The organism is Olleya sp. NP1-10, assembly GCF_055804415.1.
The window spans coordinates 3,130,931-3,148,917 of sequence record NZ_CM147840.1; the positions used below are offsets into that span (position 1 = coordinate 3,130,931).

At 29.9% G+C, this 17,987-nt stretch carries 23 protein-coding genes; 6 read left to right on the forward strand and 17 right to left on the reverse strand.

Annotation, left to right across the window (positions count from 1 at the left end; all coding sequences use genetic code 11):
• Window positions 1-62 precede the first annotated feature (62 nt).
• The 15 genes from AC0L4B_RS14720 to AC0L4B_RS14790 all read right to left on the reverse strand — a co-directional run bounded on the left by AC0L4B_RS14720 (window position 63) and on the right by AC0L4B_RS14790 (window position 10,595).
• Window positions 63-359 carry a hypothetical protein gene (locus tag AC0L4B_RS14720; RefSeq protein ID WP_473437593.1) on the reverse strand — a complete coding sequence of 99 codons (297 nt, stop codon included), beginning with the start codon at window positions 357-359 and terminating at the stop codon, window positions 63-65.
• Between the two features lie 15 nt (window positions 360-374).
• Entirely contained in the window at window positions 375-1,448 is a 1,074-nt protein-coding gene (gene cydB, locus AC0L4B_RS14725; RefSeq protein ID WP_473437594.1) for a cytochrome d ubiquinol oxidase subunit II, read from the reverse strand.
• A gap of 2 nt (window positions 1,449-1,450) precedes the next feature.
• Window positions 1,451-2,782: a cytochrome ubiquinol oxidase subunit I gene (locus tag AC0L4B_RS14730; RefSeq protein ID WP_473437595.1), complete on the reverse strand. Its 1,332-nt coding sequence runs from the start codon at window positions 2,780-2,782 to the stop codon at window positions 1,451-1,453.
• 110 nt (window positions 2,783-2,892) lie between these two features.
• The gene (locus tag AC0L4B_RS14735; protein ID WP_145001415.1) at window positions 2,893-3,615 is read right to left on the reverse strand and encodes a peroxiredoxin; all 723 of its coding nucleotides are present in this window, start codon (window positions 3,613-3,615) and stop codon (window positions 2,893-2,895) included.
• Window positions 3,616-3,810: 195 nt separating this feature from the next.
• On the reverse strand, window positions 3,811-3,960 hold the full coding sequence (locus AC0L4B_RS14740; RefSeq protein WP_473437596.1) for a hypothetical protein: 150 nt from the start codon (window positions 3,958-3,960) through the stop codon (window positions 3,811-3,813).
• 326 nt (window positions 3,961-4,286) lie between these two features.
• The gene (locus AC0L4B_RS14745; RefSeq protein ID WP_473437597.1) at window positions 4,287-4,637 is read right to left on the reverse strand and encodes a methyltransferase domain-containing protein; all 351 of its coding nucleotides are present in this window, start codon (window positions 4,635-4,637) and stop codon (window positions 4,287-4,289) included.
• The gene (gene trxA, locus AC0L4B_RS14750; RefSeq protein ID WP_036600384.1) at window positions 4,637-4,933 is read right to left on the reverse strand and encodes a thioredoxin; all 297 of its coding nucleotides are present in this window, start codon (window positions 4,931-4,933) and stop codon (window positions 4,637-4,639) included. Before trxA ends, AC0L4B_RS14745 begins: the two co-directional genes overlap by 1 nt.
• Before the next feature lie 12 nt (window positions 4,934-4,945).
• Window positions 4,946-5,287, reverse strand: a complete 342-nt coding sequence (locus AC0L4B_RS14755; protein ID WP_473437598.1) for a Tll0287-like domain-containing protein — start codon at window positions 5,285-5,287, stop codon at window positions 4,946-4,948.
• A gap of 28 nt (window positions 5,288-5,315) precedes the next feature.
• A complete protein-coding gene (locus AC0L4B_RS14760; RefSeq protein ID WP_473437599.1) occupies window positions 5,316-5,942 on the reverse strand; it encodes a cytochrome c family protein in 627 nt (208 codons plus the stop codon).
• 11 nt (window positions 5,943-5,953) lie between these two features.
• Window positions 5,954-6,223 (reverse strand): heavy-metal-associated domain-containing protein, encoded by a 270-nt coding sequence (locus AC0L4B_RS14765; protein WP_473437600.1) that lies wholly within the window; start codon window positions 6,221-6,223, stop codon window positions 5,954-5,956.
• A 27-nt stretch (window positions 6,224-6,250) separates the two neighbouring features.
• Window positions 6,251-6,610: a rhodanese-like domain-containing protein gene (locus AC0L4B_RS14770; RefSeq protein WP_473437601.1), complete on the reverse strand. Its 360-nt coding sequence runs from the start codon at window positions 6,608-6,610 to the stop codon at window positions 6,251-6,253.
• Window positions 6,611-6,732: 122 nt separating this feature from the next.
• Window positions 6,733-8,148 (reverse strand): MBL fold metallo-hydrolase, encoded by a 1,416-nt coding sequence (locus AC0L4B_RS14775; protein ID WP_473437602.1) that lies wholly within the window; start codon window positions 8,146-8,148, stop codon window positions 6,733-6,735.
• Window positions 8,149-8,259: 111 nt separating this feature from the next.
• Window positions 8,260-9,057: a sulfite exporter TauE/SafE family protein gene (locus AC0L4B_RS14780; protein ID WP_473437603.1), complete on the reverse strand. Its 798-nt coding sequence runs from the start codon at window positions 9,055-9,057 to the stop codon at window positions 8,260-8,262.
• A gap of 69 nt (window positions 9,058-9,126) precedes the next feature.
• A complete protein-coding gene (locus tag AC0L4B_RS14785; RefSeq protein WP_473437604.1) occupies window positions 9,127-9,759 on the reverse strand; it encodes a Crp/Fnr family transcriptional regulator in 633 nt (210 codons plus the stop codon).
• Window positions 9,760-9,815: 56 nt separating this feature from the next.
• A complete protein-coding gene (locus AC0L4B_RS14790; protein ID WP_473437605.1) occupies window positions 9,816-10,595 on the reverse strand; it encodes a M90 family metallopeptidase in 780 nt (259 codons plus the stop codon).
• 102 nt (window positions 10,596-10,697) lie between these two features.
• On the opposite strand from AC0L4B_RS14790, the gene AC0L4B_RS14795 reads away from it, so the two are divergent.
• Window positions 10,698-11,357 (forward strand): HAD family hydrolase, encoded by a 660-nt coding sequence (locus tag AC0L4B_RS14795; protein WP_473437606.1) that lies wholly within the window; start codon window positions 10,698-10,700, stop codon window positions 11,355-11,357.
• Between the two features lie 8 nt (window positions 11,358-11,365).
• On the opposite strand, the gene AC0L4B_RS14800 is transcribed toward AC0L4B_RS14795, so the two are convergent.
• Window positions 11,366-12,529 (reverse strand): DUF748 domain-containing protein, encoded by a 1,164-nt coding sequence (locus AC0L4B_RS14800; protein ID WP_473437607.1) that lies wholly within the window; start codon window positions 12,527-12,529, stop codon window positions 11,366-11,368.
• Window positions 12,530-12,730: 201 nt separating this feature from the next.
• Here AC0L4B_RS14800 and hemN point away from each other — a divergent pair, with 201 nt between their 5' ends.
• The 5 genes from hemN to AC0L4B_RS14825 all read left to right on the forward strand — a co-directional run bounded on the left by hemN (window position 12,731) and on the right by AC0L4B_RS14825 (window position 17,080).
• Window positions 12,731-14,095, forward strand: a complete 1,365-nt coding sequence (gene hemN / locus AC0L4B_RS14805) for an oxygen-independent coproporphyrinogen III oxidase (RefSeq protein WP_473437608.1) — start codon at window positions 12,731-12,733, stop codon at window positions 14,093-14,095.
• An 87-nt stretch (window positions 14,096-14,182) separates the two neighbouring features.
• Complete coding sequence (locus AC0L4B_RS14810) at window positions 14,183-15,019, forward strand: universal stress protein (protein WP_473437609.1); 837 nt, start codon at window positions 14,183-14,185, stop codon at window positions 15,017-15,019.
• A gap of 133 nt (window positions 15,020-15,152) precedes the next feature.
• The gene (locus AC0L4B_RS14815) at window positions 15,153-15,998 is read left to right on the forward strand and encodes a universal stress protein (RefSeq protein WP_473437610.1); all 846 of its coding nucleotides are present in this window, start codon (window positions 15,153-15,155) and stop codon (window positions 15,996-15,998) included.
• A 13-nt stretch (window positions 15,999-16,011) separates the two neighbouring features.
• The gene (locus AC0L4B_RS14820; protein ID WP_473437611.1) at window positions 16,012-16,443 is read left to right on the forward strand and encodes a hypothetical protein; all 432 of its coding nucleotides are present in this window, start codon (window positions 16,012-16,014) and stop codon (window positions 16,441-16,443) included.
• A 7-nt stretch (window positions 16,444-16,450) separates the two neighbouring features.
• Window positions 16,451-17,080, forward strand: coding sequence for a hypothetical protein (locus tag AC0L4B_RS14825; protein ID WP_473437612.1), 630 nt, complete (start codon window positions 16,451-16,453; stop codon window positions 17,078-17,080).
• 5 nt (window positions 17,081-17,085) lie between these two features.
• Here AC0L4B_RS14825 and AC0L4B_RS14830 read toward each other — a convergent pair whose 3' ends face one another.
• Entirely contained in the window at window positions 17,086-17,913 is an 828-nt protein-coding gene (locus tag AC0L4B_RS14830; RefSeq protein ID WP_473437613.1) for a universal stress protein, read from the reverse strand.
• Between the last annotated feature and the right edge of the window lie 74 nt (window positions 17,914-17,987).

A 17,987-nucleotide genomic window follows, 5' to 3' on the forward strand; every position in this document is an offset into this window, starting at 1 on the left:
ATGTTTTACAAAAAAAGCCACCTTTAACTAAGATAACTTTTTATTTAATACTCCGAAAACAACTACCTATTCAACTTTGTATATATTACTTTAGCAATTACAAGTCCTAAAACACCTCCAAAAGCAGAGACAATACAATTAATAATAAATAATATATTGTTAATATCTTGATTTTGCATTATTGACCATGGATCAAAACCTAATCTACCAAAAGACTTGATAAAAAATATGCTTCCAAAAACACCAACTAGCGTATTACCTATAAATCCAAAAGAATATTTTTTATTAAAATAACCAAATGTATTTGCAGCAATAATACCGATAAGAATACTAATTAATGAAATTAAAGTCCCTGTCATGATTATTAATTTAGACTAGTGTCCGTAATCCATTTTATCTACTTTACCTGCCATTAATCGTTTTTGAATAATGAAGTAAATAACAATAAGAATAAAACCAATAATTGCCCAATTTACAGCTACAGACAAACCATAATTTTCTGCTGCGGTATTGTAAATAGTTAAATCCTGATGAGTAGTATTTATAGAAGGCAGTATAACCGGAAATAAAGACGCCAATGACGATGTAATTCCGCCTAAAATTAATAAGGTTGAAAACATAAAACCGTGACTTTCTTTTTTTAACTTTTTAATAAAAAACAATCCAATTAATCCCGTAAGATAAATAATAGGAAAGACTATTAAATATGGTCTATCCATAAAGTTATCTAACGACTTTGGATTAACCATTTGCCATACAACTAATGAAAATATGGTTAGAATTGCTAATGCGATATTCAACTTAAAAACAACACCTTTCAGTTTAGTATTAATTGACGAATTGGTTTTTAAAATCACCCAATTAGCACCATGAATAGCCAAGGTTACCACAGAAATTAATCCTATAATAATTGTAAACCAATCTATAATTCCTGGTGTCTCACTTAATGGACTAAAACTACTATCCCATAAGGGTAAGAAAAAATAGTGTCCTTCATAAGCTGAAACTCCATTTTCTACACCTCCTAAATTGACACCTCTAACAATATTGCCTAAAGCAATACCAAAAAATAAGGCTAATAGTAAACTAGAGACACCAAATGAAGTATCCCAAATATCTTTCCACATTTGATATTTAAATTGCCCTCTAAACTCTAAACCTATTGCTCTAAAAATAATTAACCACAACACAATTATTAATGGCAAATAAAAACCACTAAAAACGGAGGCGTAAAATGTTGGAAACGCCATAAAGAGCATCCCTCCTGCTGCAACTAACCATACCTCGTTAGAATCCCAAAACAAACCAGCAGATTTTGCGATGACTTCTTTATCTTCTTCGTTTTTAGCAAAAAATAAATGAATGATTCCTGTACCAAAGTCGTAACCATCTAAAACAAAAAATACAGCTAAAACAATAGCGATTGCTATATACCAAAATATTTCCATAATTAATGTGTTTGAGGTTTTGGACCTTGATTAATAGTTTTACCAACTAAGACTAGAAATAACAAGCCTAAAAGCATATATAAAGCAACAAAACCAAGTAATGTAAATAACGTGTTTCCTGAAGATACTGTTGGCGAAATCCCATCGCTAGTTTTTAATAAACCATACACTAGATAGGGTTGACGCCCTAGTTCTGCAGTATACCAACCTGTAAGATTTGCGATATAAGGAAATGGTACTAAAAACATAATGGTCCATAATAATGGCTTTAATGTGTATAGTTTTTTTCGCCATAAAAAGAAAAGCGCTAATGCCATAACACCAATAAAAATAGTCCCTAAACCAACCATTATATGATAAGAATAATAAAGCGCAGGAATATTACTTGGCAACTCTTCTTCTTTAAATTGATCCATCCCTGGAATCTGTTTATTCCAATCTTGATGGGTTAAAAAACTTAATATATTAGGTACTGCTATTTTATTATCTAGCTTTTTTTCGACCATGTTAGGTTGTCCAACTAAAACAATTTCGGCTCCAGCCTCTTCCGTTTCAAAAATCCCTTCCATAGCAGCAAAAGAAGCTGGTTGGTATTCTGCAACATTTTTAGCGTTCCAATCACCTGTTGGAAAAGCAACCAATACACTTGATATTAATCCAAAAATCACACCTGTTTTTAAGAATAGTTTCCCATATTCTACTTGTTTATTTCTTAATACATAAAAGGCACCAATACTTGCTACAACAAACGAAGACGTAACCACCGACGCTATTTGATTGTGCAAAAAGGCTGGTAATAGCCAAGGATTTGTAAAGAGTGCTGAAAAGTTTTCTAAAACAAATTTACCATTTTCTAAAACCTCATAACCTACAGGATGTTGCATCCAAGCATTAGTAGCTAGAATAAACCATCCACTTGCCCAAGACCCTAAAAAGACTAGAAAACCTGTTAAAAAGTGTAGTTTTTGTCCCATTAGTTTTTCACCAAAAATAAAGAGTGCTAAAAACGAGGATTCTAAAAAGAATGAGAACATCCCTTCCATTGCCAACGTTTGACCAATTATACCACCTGTAAGTTCTGAAAACTTAGCCCAATTGGTACCAAATTGAAACTCCATTGGAATCCCTGTAACCACTCCCATGGTAAAGTTAATCGCAAAAATTTTCATTAAAAATTTTGCTGCATTGTTATACTTTTCGATGTTATTTCTTAAAAATTTCCATTTAAAAAAGACAATCAATAATGATAATCCCATGGTTAATTGCGGAAATATATAATGAAATGTGATAGTAAATGCAAACTGCAACCTATCGTAAAAGAGCATGTCTTCCATATCCTAGTTTTTAGACTATAAAAATACGACACAACGCTTAAACGCTGTGTAACCTTTATCACAAAAAACCTCGAAAATGAGGCTTTTTTGTTATTTATAATTAGTTTTAATTACTTTTTTAAGATTGAATCCAATACTAAATCCTTATCTAATTTTTTAGTACAGAAAAACCAATCTTTACAGTCTAAATCCTCAGTAGAGGTCATACGCTCTTCTGCGACACCACAAGATCCAGCTGGAGATACAATTACATCGTCACCAGGATTCCAATCTGCTGGAGTCGCTACATTAAATTTGTCTGATGTTTGCATTGCAATTAAGGCTCTGTATAACTCATCAAAATTACGACCTAAACTTAATGGGTAATAAATGATAGCTCTAACAGTTTCGTTTGGATCTACAAAAAAGACCGCTCTAACCGCTTGCGTTTTACTTTCACCTGGTTGAATCATTCCGTATTTTTTGGCTACTTCCATCGAGATGTCCTCAATTAAAGGAAATTTAACTTCAATGTTTTTCATTCCATTAAATTCAATTTTATCTTTAATCGTTCTTAACCAAGCAATGTGACTGTACAAACCATCAATTGACAAACCGATAAGACTACAATTTGCTTTTTCAAATTTTTCTTCTAAATGTGCAAATGTCATAAATTCAGACGTACAAACAGGCGTAAAATCTGCTGGATGACTAAATAATATAGACCATTTACCTTTATAATCTGAAGGATAATTAATATCTCCTTGAGTTGTTACTGCTTTAAATTCTGGTGCCTTGTCTCCTATTCTTGGCATTGCAAAAACTTCTTGTTGTGTTGTTTCTAATGTATTCATAGTATATCGAGTTTTAATTATTTTATAGTATAAAATTACTCTAGAAGTGCAAGTTGGTTTGTAACATTTGTGACTTAAACCATGCGTATTCCCTATACTATTATAAGTGTTAACAATAGCTAAAACAAACACTTTATTGCATAAAAAAAAGCGCATAATATGCGCTTTTTAAATTATTATCTGTAATGTTTTAAATTATCTTTCTTTTGCTTCGTCATCTTTTCTATCACTATTTGCCATAGAGCTTACTAATAAACCAATAAGTCCTAAACAAACAAGAGCAAAAATAGCAATCATAATTACTCCGTTGTTCCAATTGTATAATGCAATGTTTTGAGATATCATAATGTAAAAATTGTATCATTAATTAATACTGTAAAATTACTAATGTACTATCACAATTAATATGACATTTATCAGTTTTAAGACACCTTTTTAGTTACTATTTTTCTGAATAATAAAAAACAATTCTCGACCTGCTCTTGGTTTTATAGAGTTATACGCTTCATCCATAACCTTTATATTAAAATAAGGTTTAAAATAGTTTAAATACTCTGTTTTATGACCTCCAAACGGTGGATGAGTTGTATTTAAAACTGCATCAAATAATAAGCCTACAACCTTACCTTCAAGGTTTAATACTTCTGAAGCTTTTTTAGAATAATCAGCTCTTAAAATGGGATTAATAGCACAAAAAAAGTTTGTTCAACAATTAAATCAAACGTCTGATTTAAGTCAAAAAAATTGTTTAAAATTAAATTTGAAATAGGAAAAGATGGTACTCTTTTTTTAAAATTATCTAAAGCTGTTTTAGATAAATCGACTACATATACATTTTTGAAACCTTTCTCATAGAGGTATTCAGCCTCATAACTATTACCTCCACCAGGAATTAAAATTTTTAAATCCAAATTGGTTAACTGATCAAAATAAGCTTTTAAAGGTGGAGAAATAGCACCTAAATCCCAACCAATATCATTGGATTGGTATCTATTATCCCAAAAATCTGCGCTTAAATCCATTAATAGGTAGCAGTTATAACATCAATTAATTGGTTTTTTTGAAGCACACCTGATTGTCTCCAAACTTGTTTTCCTTTTTTAAATAGCAATAATGTTGGCACTCCTCTAACTTGATATTTAGATGCTAATTCTTGATTTTTATCTACATCAATTTTAATAATCGAAACTCGGTCTTTTAAATTGTCTTTTACATCCTTTAAAATAGGGCTCATAGTTTTACAAGGTCCACACCACTCTGCATAAAAATCTACTAAAACAGGTTGATCTTGATTGATTATTTCTGAAAATTTACTCATTATTTATATCATTTATTTATCAAACCTAATACTCCAAATCCCTCTAACTTGATTTAAATCATAACCTACAGCCTTATCATCAGGATATAAATTAGCAAGGCTCTTTAATGTTGGCATTTCTATATCTTGATTTGGTTTACCATGACATTGTAAGCACATGCTGTTTGTTATAATTGGATAATATACCTGTATTGTATCATCTAGGACATCAACTATTGGATTAGGCTCTGTATTATTTTTAATATCGTTTTTAAAAGAATTAATATACGTCAATTCTTTTTTATTTGCTAAATTATTTTGATTTCTTGGCTTATCTGACACTCTTTTTATAGTAGCATTATGTATTACTGACATACTATCTGTTAGTGGATAAGCTTTTTCGTTACAAAAAGCTAAAGCACCTAAGGTTCCTTTTTTGAATGGAACCCATTAGGTTTTTACCTAATACTGCTTTTGTTGATAATGCATATTTTAGACCACGTTCTGAATAAGGTAAATCATGATAATTTACGTCTACTTGTTGCTGCTTAGTCTCTTTTTGTTGGCTGTTTCCAACCCCATTACCATGCCCTTTTTCTTCATTATAATGCTTTTCAAACCAATCTGGTTGATCAATACTGTAATCAAACATATACTCGGCTATTTTAGTAATTGTTTCTTTTGGAAAGGATTGTTTAGGCATTACACCAAAACGTTTTACTGCTCCAATCATTTTTGCTTCCTGGACATTAGGATTTTTAATCCATGCTTGCATATTTTCTACAAATTGTGCTTTAGTTGTATTTTTGTCAATGTAATGCTTTTTAATAGCGATCATTGGTGGCCCAATCCTATCTGATTGACTAGCAGATGGACTGTGACAGGTATAACAATTAATTTCCATTAACTTTTTCCCTGGATGCTTATTAGCTTCCATTTGCTTGTCAAATACAGAATAAGCTTCACTTTTTGTATTTTTACAACCCAAAATCGCAACTATTAATACTCCAAATGCAATTACTTTTTTCATTTTAACTTTTATTATTTTGAAAGCTTGCCAGTTGCACAGCTAACAAAAGATTTAGCTTTTGATAGTATATTATTTGTATCTTCTATTGAAGGATAGCCTAAAACTTTTAATTTGTCTTGCACTGCAAAAGCATCTTCCTCTTTAGTGTAAGTAAATTGAACTTTACTTGCCTCTACATCTACTTTAATATCTGATATATTTTCAATTTCAGATAATTTAGTTTGAATTGTGTTTGCACAACCACCACATTTTAAATTTTGTACTATTATTGATGTTTTCATATTTATGTGTTTTATATTTTTTTGAAACTAATTATAATTTAAAAAACCTCCTTTTAAGTCGTAAATTTCTTTAAAACCTAAGGTTACTATTTTTTTAGAAGCCTGCTTACTTCTACTACCACTTCTACAGTATACATATATTGCTTTATCTTTATCTAACTTATCAAATTGAGCATTAAATTTACTTGAAAAAAAGTCAATATTTTTTGCGTTTTTAATATGTCCTGAATTGTATTCTTTTGGAGTTCTAACATCTATTAACTGCACATTTTTGTTTGTGATTTGTGCTTTAAACTCTTGAGCGCTTAATACTTTAATATAATTGTTATTTGATGTTTTAGAACCAAAAAGGGCTGTAAATATTGACATGATAATTATGTGTTTCATTTATAATTTATTTACTATAAAATTAATAAATACAGGACGTATTATTAGTAACTTTTGTTACATAAAAAGCGCGTATTGCAAGATTGCAATACGCGCTTTTTATAACTAAAAAACTAAGTTTTTTAGTTTAATGTAGATGGACAAACAAAGTCTGTTCTAGGAATATTTGTTTTTTTAATAGCTCCATAACCACCAGCTATATCTATTAAATTATGTATACCTCTGCTTTTTAAAATTGACGCAGCAATTACAGATCTATAACCACCAGCACAATGTACATAAAAAGGTTTGTCTTCAGGGAATTGGCTTAAATGACTATTAATACTATCTAAAGCCGTATGATTTGCTCCATCAACATGCTCGGCTGTAAACTCACCATCTTTTCTTACATCAAAAATAACATCTTTATTCTCTTGGTATCTGTTTGCAAACTCTTCTGCAGAAATAGATGTTAAGGTATCATACTCCATTCCAGAATCTTTCCATGCTTTAAAACTACCATCTAAATAACCAATAACGTTATCAAAACCAACACGAGATAAACGCGTAATAACTTCTTCTTCTCTACCTTCTGGAGCCACTAGTAAAATAGGTTGACTAACGTCTGCAATTAATGCACCAACCCAAGGTGCAAACCCACCATCAATACCAATAAAAATAGATCGAGGTATGTGTCCTTTAATAAATTCTGATTGGTGACGTACGTCTAAAACAATGGCTTCCGTTTCGTTTGCTGTTGCTTCAAAAGCTTTTGGAGCTAATGGCGTTTGCGATTTTGTCATGACTTTATCAAAGCTTTCATAACCTCGAATATTCATCATAACGTTTTGAGGAAAATATGCTGGAGGTTCTGACAAACCATCTAATAATTCAGCTATAAATTCTTCTTTAGTCATATCTGCACGCAAGGCATAATTCACTTTTTTCTGGTTACCTAAAGTATCTGTTGTTTCTTTACTCATATTTTTACCACAAGCAGAACCTGCACCATGATTTGGATATACGATTAAATCGTCACTTAAAGGCATGATTTTGTTACGAAGCGAATCATATAATAAACCAGCTAATTTTTCTTGTGTTAAATCTGAAGCTATTTTTTGTGCTAAATCTGGACGACCAACATCACCAATAAATAAAGTATCTCCTGTTATAATACCATGCTCCTTATTATTTTCATCTATTAAAAGGTACGTTGTACTTTCCATAGTATGACCAGGAGTATGGAGTGCTTTTATTTTATAATCACCTATTTCAAATATTTGACCATCTTCTGCTATTATTGCGTCATAAGATGGATTTGCAGTTGGACCAAATACAATTTGAGCTACAGATTTAGCTTTTAAATCTAAATGACCAGACACAAAATCTGCATGAAAATGTGTTTCAAAAATATATTTGATTTTAGCATTATCTGCTTTTGCTTTATTAATATAAGGCTGTACTTCTCTTAATGGATCTATGATTGCAGCTTCTCCATTACTTTCTATATAATAGGCTGCATGTGCTAAGCATCCTGTATAAATTTGTTCTACCTTCATATATTTTATTTTTATCTGTATTATCAATAATTTCGCCAAAAGGCAAAACTTTTTTACTTAATTATTCAAATTTACTAATGTTTTTAAGTTTGTACAGCAACTTTTGTTACATTATTTTAAAACTAGCTCTTTTAAAATAATGTAAATAGACATCACTAAAACAAACCAACCAAAACTCTTTTTTAATTTTTTTCCTGATACAAATTTAGAAAAATAGCCTCCAATTAAGATTCCTATTATAGTTAATAAAGAAAAACTTAACAGAAAATGCCAATCTATTGCTAATGTTTGTGCATCTCCCGAAAACCCTATTAATGAATTTATCGCGACTATAACTAAAGAGGTACCTACTGCTTTTTTCATATCTAATCCTGCCCAAAGTACTAAAGCAGGAACGTATAAAAAGCCTCCTCCTGCACCAATAAGACCAGTGATTAACCCTATTATAATACCTTGAATAAAGGTTTTATAATACGGTTGAGACACAGTAACATTAGTAACCTCCTTTTTGGTTTTAATCATTGAAAAAGCTGCTATAAACATGATTAATGCAAAAAATACCATGATAGCCATAGCTTTTGTTACCGTAAAACCACCTATAGTAAAAAGATTATCTGGTATTGCAGGCACAAGAAAACGTCTTGATAAATAGACTGCTAAAAAAGAAGGAAATGAAAATGCTAAACCAATTTTAAAATCGACTAAGCCTTTTCTAAATTTTTGAATTACACCAACTAATGATGAGGATCCTACTACAAATAATGAATATGCTGTAGCTATTACAGGATTAAAACCTAAAAAATAGACCAATAAAGGTACTGTTAAGATAGAACCTCCTCCTCCTATCAATCCTAATATAGCTCCAATTAAAAAGGCTCCTAAATATGTTACTATTTGCTGTAAATCCATTAATTTGAAAATTTATATTGTCAAATGTAACTATGATATTTAGTATTAATAGTAACAAAGGTTACACTATTATAAATCTATGACTTTTATGTTGTTTCGGTGTAATTCAATTTTACCATCAAGTTCTAATGTTTTTAAAAGCCTTGATATAACCACACGTGAGGTATGTAAGTCTCTAGCTATTTCTTGATGAGTAACGTGTATTAACTCGTTATGATTTACCATTGCTTTGTCTTTTAAATATTTAAACAAGCGTTTGTCCATTTTCAAAAATGCAATAGTATCAATAGCTTCTAGCAATTCTGACATACGATTATGATAGCTTTGTAATACAAATTGTCTCCAACTCTTGTACTTACCTAACCACTCTTCCATTTTAGCTACCGGAACCATAATTAATTTAGTATCAGTTTCTGCTATAGCTCTAATTTCGCTTTTAGCATTACCAAGACAACAAGATAAAGTCATTGCACAAGTATCGCCTTGCTCTATAAAGTATAAAATCAACTCGTCACCATCTTTATCTTCTCTTAAAATTTTAATTGCTCCACTAACTAAAAGAGGCATAGACTTGATGTAGTCTCCAATTTCGATTAATTTAAAACCTTCAGATATATCTTTATATGTCCCAACATTATTTATTTCTTGAATTAATTCATCTTCAAACAAATACCCATAATGCTGTTGTAACTCCTCTAACATATTATTAATTTTAATTGTAAAGTTAACCAATAGTTACAGTAAAACTAATTGGCAAATCAATTTTTAACAGCTTTAGATTGCTGAAAACATATGGAAAGCATATTGAACAACTCAGGATGTTTTTGCTTGAATAGTTTAGGTCTTTCAAAAAAATATTCTGAAGCTACAGCAAAAAATTCAGCTTGACTGGTGCCTCCATATTTTCTTATATCAGATTGGTCGTTATTAATGGCTTCCATTTCTTCATGCATTAAAGTTAACCAGGGTTGTATATATTCTTTACCTAAAAAGTATTCTGGAATTCCGTCTGTATCTCCATCCATTTTGTCAAGTAAATGAACGAATTCATGAATTGGAGTATTATGTTTATCTGTTTTATTTAAAAAAGCATGTCTAATGGCTTTTTGAGATAAAATCATTTGCTTATCAAAACGACCAGTCCCAACCATACCTAATATTTTTTTATCCTTATCTAGATCAGAAAACTGTAAATCTGCATTAAACTTATCTGGATAAACAATGATACCAGATAAATTATTGTAACTCCACTCCTTAAATCCAAATACTGGTATGATAGCACTTGAGGCTAATAATACTTTATCTATATCTTCAATAGTTGTGTTGACTGCATCTATATTTACCTCGCTTAAAAACAACAACATGCGTTGTCTAAAAACTGATTGATCTTTAACTGATAACTTTTTATAAAACAACACATTATCTAATAATAATTTATGCCAATGTTTAGGAAATTGTTTGAGAGCTTTAGGCTTCATTAGATAAAACGCATACGCAACTAGTCCAACAAATACTATAAAAATAAATAAGTAAATCATATTTTAAAATTGTACTGCAAAATATTGCAATTAGGACTTAGAAAAAAATATAGTGTGTAAAAAAGCTCATAATAAGTATATTCGCATTAAATAAAAAAACAAATGGTTAAAGCAGTATTATTTGATATGGATGGTGTTATTGTAGACACTGAACCTTTACATAAAAAAGCCTATTTTTTGATGTTTGATCAATTTAATATTGAGGTATCAAAAGCATTATACGAGTCTACTACAGGACAATCTACTATCAATGTTTGCAAAAAATTATGTGATGTTTTTGGTTTACAAAACGATCCAAAAGAATTAATGCTTTGTAAACGGGAAATCTTTTCAGGATTATTCCATAGTGATCCTAGTTTAAAATTAATTGATGGTGTTTTAAAAATTATTAAGGACTATCACCATAACGGAATTACTTTAATTTTAGCTTCATCAGCGTCTATGGGAACTATAAACAAAGTCTTTACACGTTTTGAATTAGACCAGTATTTTAAAGCTAAAATTAGTGGCGCAGATTTAAAAGCCTCTAAACCTCATCCTGAAATTTTTGAAAAAGCTGCTAAATTAGCTGGATATAATCAAGAGGAATGTATTGTTATTGAAGACTCTACAAACGGAATTAAAGCTGCTAAAGCTGCTGGTAGTTTTTGTATTGGTTATGATAGTTTACACTCAAAAAACCAAGATTACAGTCAAGCTAATGTTGTCGTTAACGACCTTAATATTATAGATTACAATTATTTGAAAGATTTGAAATTGTAGGACATTAATTAGTATTCATTTTTACGTGCTTCTCGTCGTTCTTCTCTAGCTACTTTTCGTGCTTCTCTTTTTTCTTCTCTGGTTAATTGATCTGCACCATCAATAGCATCATCAAAATTAATAGTGTCGTCAGTTTCACCTCTAAAAGCTTTAATCCAAGCATTTTTAAAAATACCACCAATAGTCGTCCAAACACCAGTTTCTACATTATTTAAATCTCCTTCAATAGGTATTTGGGTGGCTAGTGTATCTGTTTTTTGATTTTTAAGGACAAACTTAAAAAAGCCAACTAATCCTTCCCAAAGGGTTTCTAAAAACCCATCTTCTTTACCAATTAGTTTACTATCTGTCAATAATGGTTTCATGTAACCTTTTAGATATCCATCTGCAATTGCAATTTCGCTAAACAACTCTACTGTACCACTTTCAAAATCAATTCCTGCATAATAATTTGTAAAATCATTTAATGCTGTAGCATTAGCTTTTTCAAGTGAAAATGCTAAATCCATATCAGGGATTTCTTTTATAATATTCACATTTCCGTTTAACTGGACTTGTCCACCACCAAACGACACTCCAGTTGCTGTAACTGGAGAGGGAAGTATGCGTTCTTTTTCTATAACGTTACGTAAATTATCTGCTGTTAACTCTAACTTACTTATGGATAAATCTACGTTAGGTTCTGCAGATAATTGTACAAAAGCGACTTTTCCATTATGTACTTGAAAATGGTTAATCTTTAATGGTACCAAGTCCGTTAAAGCTTTGGTCCAATCTTCAACTTCAGGCAATCCATCTTCAGGTGTGGATTGCTGGTCTTCAAACACATAAATAACTTCTGGGTTGCTCATAATAATTTCAGCAACTACTTTACCATCAAAAATAGACTTCCACTCTACTGAAATATCTGATTTTGGGAAATTTAAAAACGGAACTTGTGTATTTGCATCTACTTTATTTAAGTACAATCCGTTAATAACATAAGCTCCTCTTATAAGTGAAATATCTATACTTTTTACCTCACCATAATAACCTGGTATATCTGCTAAAACTTTGTTTACATAATTTTTTACATACGTTGGCAAATACAGTCTTACTGCCAACAAAATTAATAAAACTAGTATGGGTAAAAGGTATCTTTTTTTCTTGTATGCTGGTTTTTTAGTTTTCAAATATGGGAGTCTTATTATTATTTTTTTGAATTAAATAAATGTAAGAATTATCGTTACAACAGCAATCTAATTAGTTTTAAATTAACATTAATAGACTTTGAAAAGCTATTTCATATTGAAAAGACAAAATTTAAAGACATGATATTTGTCATATACTACTTGATTAAAACCACCTAATTTTGAAGTATAAATAAAAAATATATGTGCGTCTCGTTAGTCAATAAATATAATGTTTCTGGTCCTAGATATACTAGCTATCCAACGGTTCCGTATTGGGATCCTGAAGCTTTTTCATTAAAACAATGGAAACAAAATTTAAAAAAAGCATTTGACCAAAGCAACAGCACTGAAGGTATTAGTTTATATATACACCTTCCTTTTTGCGAAAGTCTTTGTACGTTTTGTGGTTGTAACAAACGAATAACTAAACGTCACGATGTAGAGATACCATACATAAAAGCAATTATAAAAGAGTGGCAATTATATTGTGATTTATTGGTTGAAAAACCTGTAATAAAAGAGCTTCATCTTGGAGGTGGAACTCCTACTTTTTTTGATTCTGAAAACTTAAAACTTTTAATAAACAGTATTAAACACAAAGCTAACTTAGCTGAAAATTACGAGTTTAGCTTTGAAGGACATCCAAATAACACCACAGAAAGTCACTTACAAATCCTACATGACTTAGGTTTTAATCGTGTTAGTTTTGGTGTACAAGATTATAATCCTGTTGTTCAAAAAGCGATACATCGTATTCAACCTTTTGAAAACGTAAAAAAAGTAACTCAATTAGCAAGAAAAATAGGTTATACTTCTATTAGTCATGATATTATTTTTGGATTACCTTTTCAAACTGAAGCTCATGTTAAAGAGACTATTAATAAAACCAAACAACTACAACCTGATCGCATTGCTTTTTACAGCTACGCACACGTCCCTTGGATAAAAGGTAATGGACAACGTGGTTTTAAGGATAGTGACTTACCATCTGCAACTAGCAAACAAAACCAATACCTATTAGGAAAACAATTATTGGTTGCTGCTGGTTATTACGATATTGGTATGGATCATTTTGCTTTACCAACAGATGCGCTTTATAAAGCTAGCCAGTCAGAAACTATGCATCGTAATTTTATGGGTTACACTTCCTCTAAAACAAAAGTAATGATTGGACTTGGTGTGTCTTCTATTAGTGATAGTTGGTATGCTTTTGCACAAAATGTAAAAAGTATAGCATCTTATTATGACCTATTGGACAACAATTGCATACCTGTTTACAGAGGACATATTTTAAACCAGGAAGACTTAATTATCAGACAGCATATACTAAATTTAATGTGTCACTTTAATACTAATTGGATTGATGATAGCTTGTATTTTGAAGAATTACCAGAAGTCCTTTACAAATTAAGCGAAATGCAAGACGATGGTTTACTAGTTATAGAAACTAATAAAATTTATATCACAGAAAAAGGAAAACCATTTGTACGAAATATATGTATGGCTTTTGATGTATTATTACAACGTAACAAACCAGAAACACAACTATTTTCAATGACAATATAAGTTGTTAAACAATATATAAAAACAACCATTTTATATTTAAAATTTATTACTTTTAAACTAACAACATAACCTCTTAAAAAACTAAAAATGAAAAAAATAATTGTACCAGTAGACTTTTCTAATCACTCTAGCTTTGCTTTAGAATCTGCAGCTATTTTAGCTAAAAAATATAATGCAGAAATATTAGCTTTACATATGTTAGAAATCTCTGAAACTATATTAACACAAGGTGAATCTGAACAACAATCTGAATCATTATTTTTATTAAAATTAGCCGAAAAACGTTTTAACGAATTTTTAGAGCAAGATTATCTAAAAGACGTTACAGTTACACCTATAGTAAAACACTTTAAAGTATTTAGTGAAGTTAACGAAGTTGCTAAATCACACAGCGCAGATTTAATTGTAATGGGATCTCATGGATCTAGCGGACTAAAAGAAATCTTTATTGGTTCTAATACTGAAAAAGTTGTAAGAAATGCAGAAGTACCTGTTCTTGTAATAAAAAACAAGCCAACGACTTTAAGTTTTGATAATGTTGTGTTTGCATCAGACTTTACAGAAAGTAGTGTCAATCCATATTTAAAAGCTAGTAAATTATTTGAAACTTTAGGTTCTAATATTCATTTAGTATATATTAACACTCCTGGAGAAAACTTTAATAGTACTTCAGAAATGGAACAAACAGTTGTCAACTTTTTACAAAAAGCAGATGGTAATTTAGATAAATTATCAGAAGTAGAATTTATTTCAGATTATAGCGTTGAAAAAGGTGTACTTAGTTACGCTAATGTTACTGGAGCAGACGCCATAGCTATTGCAACACATGGTCGTACAGGATTTAGTCACTTTTTAAGTGGTAGTATCTCTGAGGACATTGCAAACCACGCAGCATTACCTGTTTTAACATTTAGGATAGATTAAAACAGCTAGTAAATATAATACCATAAGCCTCTTATAATTAAATTATAAGAGGCTTTTTTATTAAACCTAATATATATCATATTTTATAAGTTATCAATCAATTAACTTTAAGTAGACCTTAAAATTGATTGTTATGAAGCATATACTAATACCTACAGATTTTTCTAAAAATTCATGGAATGCTATTGTATATATTTTACAATATTATCAAGCGCAAGTATGTAAATTTTATTTACTACATACACACCCTTTAAAACCTTCAACAATTGAAAACATGTCGGCTTTAACTTTAAAAAGCATCATAGAACAATCAAATATTCAGTTACAAGATTTTAAAGAACAAATTTTAAAAAACTACTCAAACAATTTACACAGTTTTGAAACATTAATCGAGTTTTTAAGCTTACCAAAAGCTATTAAGTCTTGCTTAAAAAAGTATTCCATTCATAAAATTATTATGGGTACAAAACAGACTTGTAAACTTAAACCAAGTCTATTTGGGACTACTACAAAATATATTATGGATGCCATTACTAATAGTCCAATATTTATAATTCCTGATGATTTTAATCATCAGCCCATACAACAAGTGTTATTTCCTACGGATTTAAATAGGTTTTATAGTGAAAGTGAAATAAACCTAATCAAACAAATAACCGTCGAGCATAATGCTATTTTAAGGGTTTTAAACATTAAAGGAAACAGACCTTTAAATAAAATTCAGAAGTATAATCTATCTATTTTAAAACAAGGATTTAATAGTATTGAAACCCATTACCATTCTATTTCTAATTACAATAAAAAAGAAACCATAATTAACGAATTTATTGAAAAACTGAATATAGACCTGCTTATAATGGTAAACTACAAACACAATATTGTTAAAAGAATACTACATGAACCTGTAATAAAGAAAATAGGAATAAAACCTCACATTCCGTTTTTAATAATTCCAGAAATAATACAAATTAATCCTTAAACACCTATACAACATGAAAACTCAACCCACAACAACACAATGGTATAGTGCAGACCGCATGCACGAAATGACCAAAACATGGTTATCAGAATTACACTTTATTAAAGACGAGCAGCTATTTTTAGAAGATCTAATATCAGATTACTCTCAAAAAATAAGTAACGACGATATTTATATTAAAGCACAAAATGCAGCAACTGCTTTACAACGTACTAAAAGAGGTAATCATAAATTAATTACAGACTTAACAACTCATGAAGATCAACTAACTATCATGATTGATGGTATTGACGAGCTAGACAAAGAACAACAATACAAAACAAATCATGTTGCATTTACTAAAATTATAAGTCAGTTTTTTTACGATTATAAAGCTGTAAAATTTGAAATTTTTAAATTAGTAAAAGACTTAATGAAAATTGATAAACAAGATCATAAACAGTAACAAAATCATGAAAAAATTAATCATACTTTTACTTAGCTTAACTTTCTTAAATTGTGCATCTACTAAGTTAAAAGAACATTGGATTAGTCCAGAAGCTAATGACTTTACTCTAAACAAAGTTTTAGTGATAGGGCTTACTAAAGATAATGAAGTCAGAGCAAAATTTGAAAACAAACTACAAAGTCAATTAACTTTAAGAGGTTTAGAGGCTAATACAAGCTTAACTAAATTTGATACTTCATTTTTAGAAAAAGAACGCACAGAAACCGAATTAAAAGTCATAGAAAATCAACTTTTAACCGAAGGTTATGATGCTGTCATATTTACTAAAGTAGCTGCTATAAAAAACAAGATACAATACAAGAAAAATTTTCAAATGTTAAACCATAACAAGTTTAAGGATGACTATTTAATGTATCAGGATCAATATTTTAATCCCGATAATTATAAAGAATATCAAGTCTACAATGCAGAAACCTCAGTGTACTGTTTGTGTCCAACTAAAGACAGAACCTTAGTTTGGAAAGGTTATATAGATATTATTGACCCTGAAAATAGCAGTAAAATTATAAATCAATACGCAAAATTATTACTTACCGTTTTGGAAGAAGACCAAATAATACCTACATTAAACTAAATTATTTAATCGTGTAATATAAAAAGTGGTACTACTGCAATCTTACTGTGTTTAGTAATTGGTGATCCAGAAAACAAGCGTTCTAAAAAGCTTGTTTTTTGGATTATAAACACTTCTAGATCTATAGTATTTGTTTGCACATATGTATCAATTACATAATGCATTGGCACGTTTGATATATTGTAATAATTGTAAAGACTATCTTGTAATAATTGCTTTAAAACTGCTTGATCATCAAAGGTTACATCTGTATTATCTTGATTAATACGTAATACATGAAAATGTCCATTGTCCTTACCTATTACGCTTAAAATGTTGTTTAAACGTTGTGCTGTTAATCGGTCTTTTAAATCTAAAGGTAATAATACATTATTTGGTTTAGTAAATTTAAAATCTTTTGGTATTATTAATGTAGGACAAATTACCTTTCTAATAACATTTAATGTGTGACTACCAAAAACAACCTCATCTGCACCTGTTACACCATTAGTACCCATTACAATTAAATCTATATTTTTAGTGTCTACTAACTGATTAATTGCATCTGTAAACACATCATAATCTATATGTGTTGTGAAATTGTGTTGTTTGTTTTTAAATGAATTTTGAAGCGTTACAATTAAATCTTCTAAATCTTCTTTTGGCGATTTTACTATTGAAGCATATAGATTATCATTACCTGTAGTCATTAAATCTGCTGAAGTAAATCCAGATGCTTTATGCACATAAACCAAATGAAAATTTATAGTTTGGTTTGCAAATAACTGTAATGCGTAGTGCATTGCATTTTTTGAACTATTGGAAAAATCGGTAAGTAATACTATGTTTTTCATTTAAATACAGAATTAAAAAATTATTTAGCCTCCACTAATTTACAATTAAATTATAAGTTACTAGCTATCTGGCA